Origin of the sequence: Methylibium sp., from assembly GCF_013817365.1 — a bacterium.
Lineage (GTDB): Bacteria > Pseudomonadota > Gammaproteobacteria > Burkholderiales > Burkholderiaceae_C > Methylibium.
Genome location: NZ_JACDCU010000485.1, coordinates 1 through 2,912 on the forward strand (window position 1 = coordinate 1; position 2,912 = coordinate 2,912).

The 2,912-nt window shown below is 70.6% G+C and carries 3 protein-coding genes; 2 read left to right on the forward strand and 1 reads right to left on the reverse strand.

What is annotated here, in order from left to right:
• Positions 1-201 precede the first annotated feature (201 nt).
• Positions 202-1,476: a 3-oxoadipate enol-lactonase gene (gene pcaD / locus H0W38_RS20180; protein WP_292457532.1), complete on the forward strand. Its 1,275-nt coding sequence runs from the start codon at positions 202-204 to the stop codon at positions 1,474-1,476.
• Between the two features lie 38 nt (positions 1,477-1,514).
• Positions 1,515-2,081, forward strand: a complete 567-nt coding sequence (locus tag H0W38_RS20185; RefSeq protein WP_292457535.1) for a DUF456 domain-containing protein — start codon at positions 1,515-1,517, stop codon at positions 2,079-2,081.
• Positions 2,082-2,118: 37 nt separating this feature from the next.
• On the opposite strand, the gene otnI is transcribed toward H0W38_RS20185, so the two are convergent.
• Positions 2,119-2,898 (reverse strand): 2-oxo-tetronate isomerase, encoded by a 780-nt coding sequence (gene otnI, locus H0W38_RS20190; protein ID WP_292457538.1) that lies wholly within the window; start codon positions 2,896-2,898, stop codon positions 2,119-2,121.
• Between the last annotated feature and the right edge of the window lie 14 nt (positions 2,899-2,912).

The window sequence follows — 2,912 nt, forward strand, 5'->3', positions numbered from 1 at the left end:
CCCCGCAGGGGCGGCGCAGCGATGACGCCGGGCAACGTGCCGACGGGCGGGGCGGCGCGATCGTGCATGGCCGCGACCATAACCGAGCGATCCACCGGCCCGCGCCGCGCGCATCGGCCGCTGGCGCGACACTGTCGAACATGTCGCGGTCGGTGCGTCTTTGCCGGCCGGGCGCCACTCGATTCACCGCGAGGCTTCGCCATGGACCCCTACGACCACGATCTCGAACGCGGCATGCGCAACCGCCGGGCCATCCTCGGCGACGCCTGGGTCGACAAGTCGGTCGCCAACGCCAACGCGTTCAACGCAGACTTCCAGAACTTCATCACCCGCTACGCTTGGAACGACGTGTGGGGCCGCCCCGGACTGGACGCCAAGACGCGCCGCATCATCGTGCTGGCCATCACCTGCGCGCTCGGCCGCTGGGAGGAATACGAGTTGCACCTGCGCGCCGCCTTGACCGGAGGCAGCGGCGCCGGCCTGGGCGCGGGCGATCACGCCGACACGCGGCTCACGCCCGACGAGGTCAAGGAGGTGCTCATGCAAGCGGCCATTTACGCCGGCGTTCCGGCCGCCAACACCGGCGTGGTGATCGCCACCCGGCTGCTGCGCGAACTCGGCCACGAACTGCCGCCGCTGGCCGCCACCGAGGCGGTCCATCCCGGCACCGGCCGATCCCGGCGCAGCCACGGCAGCCCTGCCTTGCATTACACGCTGCGAGAGCCGCGCAGCGGAGCGCCGGCGCCGTACACCTTCGTGCTCAGCCACGCGCTCGGCTGCGACGCGAGCCTGTGGGACGAGCTCGCCAATGCGCTGGCGGCGCAGCACCGCGTGATCTGCTACGACCACCGCGGCCATGGCGATTCCGACGCGCCGCCGGGCCCCTACACGATGGCGGCGCTGGCGCAGGACGCCGAGCGGCTGCTGGCCGAGCTGCAGACCGGCCCGGTGATCTGGGTCGGCCTGTCGCTGGGCGGCATGGTCGGGCAGGAACTCGCGCTGCGGCATCCCGAACGTCTGAAGGCGCTGGTTATCGCAAATTCGAGCTCGGGACTCGGGCATGAAGGGCGCAGTGCCTGGCAGCAGCGCATCGACGCCATCGAGCACGGCGGCCTGGAGGCCGTCGCCGATGCGGCCATGCAGCGCTGGTTCAGCGAATCCTTTCGCCAGACGCAGGCCGCCACGGTGGCGCGCTGGCGACGCCGAGTGGTAAGCACGCCGGTGGCGGGTTACCTCGGCGCCAGCCAGGCGGTGATGCACATGGACTCCACCGCGCGGCTGCCGCAGATCGCCGTGCCTACGCTCGTGATCTCCGGCAACCAGGACCAGGGCACGCCGCTTGCAATGTCGCAGACCATCGCCCAGGCGGTGCCTAACGCGCGGCTGGTGGTCATCGACGGCGCGGCGCATTTGAGCGTGCTCGAGCAGCCGGGCGCGTTCGAGGCTGCGGTGCGCGATTTCATCGGCGGCTTGTGAGCGTCGCCCGACTTTTTGCTTTTCGATGGACCTCAGCCATGGACGCTCTGACGACTCTCCTGCCCAGCATTCCCCCGGCCGTGTGGTGGGCGCTCGCCGTTGTGATGACGCTCGTCGGCGTGGCCGGCACCGTGCTGCCGGTACTGCCCGGCACGCTGCTGGTGATGGCCGGCCTGTTCCTGGGCGCCTGGATCGATGGTTTCGTGCGCGTTTCGGGGTGGACCGTGGCGGCGATTGCCGTCCTGGCGCTGCTCGCGCTGGCCATCGATTTCGTCGCCTCGGTGCTCGGGGCGCAGCGCGTCGGCGCCAGCCGATGGGCGCTGATCGGCGCGGCGTTGGGCACCGTGGTGGGTCTGTTCATGGGCTTGATCGGCGTGCTGTTCATGCCCTTCGTGGGTGCGGTCGCCGGCGAGCTCTACGCGTTGCGCCAGCCGCCGGCCGGTGGCCTGGTGCCCGCGACGCCGGGGTTGCCGGTCGACAGCGACGCGCGGCGCGCGCTCAGGGTTGGCACCGCTGCCTGGATCGGCATGCTGGTCGGCACGGCGGTGAAACTGGCGCTCGGCTTCGTGATGATCGGCGTGTTCATCGTGGCCTTGCTGTGGTGAAGCGCGCGCTGCCGGGGCTCGCTCGCCGCCTGTCGCTTCAACCGCCGCGCTGCCAGCCCAAACCCTCGCTCGTGCCGGCGCGCGGCCGGTATTCGCAGCCGACGTAGCCCTCGTAGCCGAGCGCGTCGATCAGCTCGAACAGGTAAGCGAAATTCAGCTCGCCGGCATCCGGTTCCTGGCGCTCGGGGACACCGGCGACCTGCAGATGGCCCACGCGCCCACTGGGCAGGTAGTGGCGCAGTTTCATTGCCACGTCGCCTTCGACGACCTGGCAGTGGTAGAGGTCCATCTGCACCTTCAGGTTGGCCGCGCCCACCAGACTGATGATCTCGTGCGCATGGTCCTGCCGGTTCAGGAAATAGCCCGGTATGTCGCGCTGGTTGATCGGCTCGATCAGCAGTTCCACGCCGGCCGTGGCCGCCTGCGCCGCGGCCCAGGCCAGGCGCTCGACGTACGCCGCCTGCAGCGCGGCGCGCTCGGTGCCCGGCGCAAGGCAGCCGGCCATGACATGCCCGCGCGGGCAATCGACGTCCTGTGCATACACAAGGGCCTGATCGACGCTGCGCCGGAAGTCGTCGCTGCGGCCCGGCAGACACGCCAGACCGCGCTCGCCTCCCGCCCAGTCACCCGGCGGTGCGTTCATCAACACGAGCGGCAGGCCGGCGGATGCGAGCCGTTCGCTCAGGGCTGCCGCCGGGTGTTGATAGGGGAACTGGCATTCGACGGCCGCGAAGCCGTCGTGCGCCGCCGCGGCAGGGCGGTCGAGGAAGGAGTGCACCGTGTAGAGCAGGCTGAGGTTGGCGGCGAAACGTGGCATGCGCGCATGCTGCC

Bases quoted from the DNA above. Each gene is read 5' to 3' on its own strand.
- otnI (WP_292457538.1), bottom strand. From the start codon at position 2,898: ATGCCACGTTTCGCCGCCAACCTCAGCCTGCTCTACACGGTGCACTCC.
- pcaD (WP_292457532.1), top strand. From the start codon at position 202: ATGGACCCCTACGACCACGATCTCGAACGCGGCATGCGCAACCGCCGG.
- H0W38_RS20185 (WP_292457535.1), top strand. From the start codon at position 1,515: ATGGACGCTCTGACGACTCTCCTGCCCAGCATTCCCCCGGCCGTGTGG.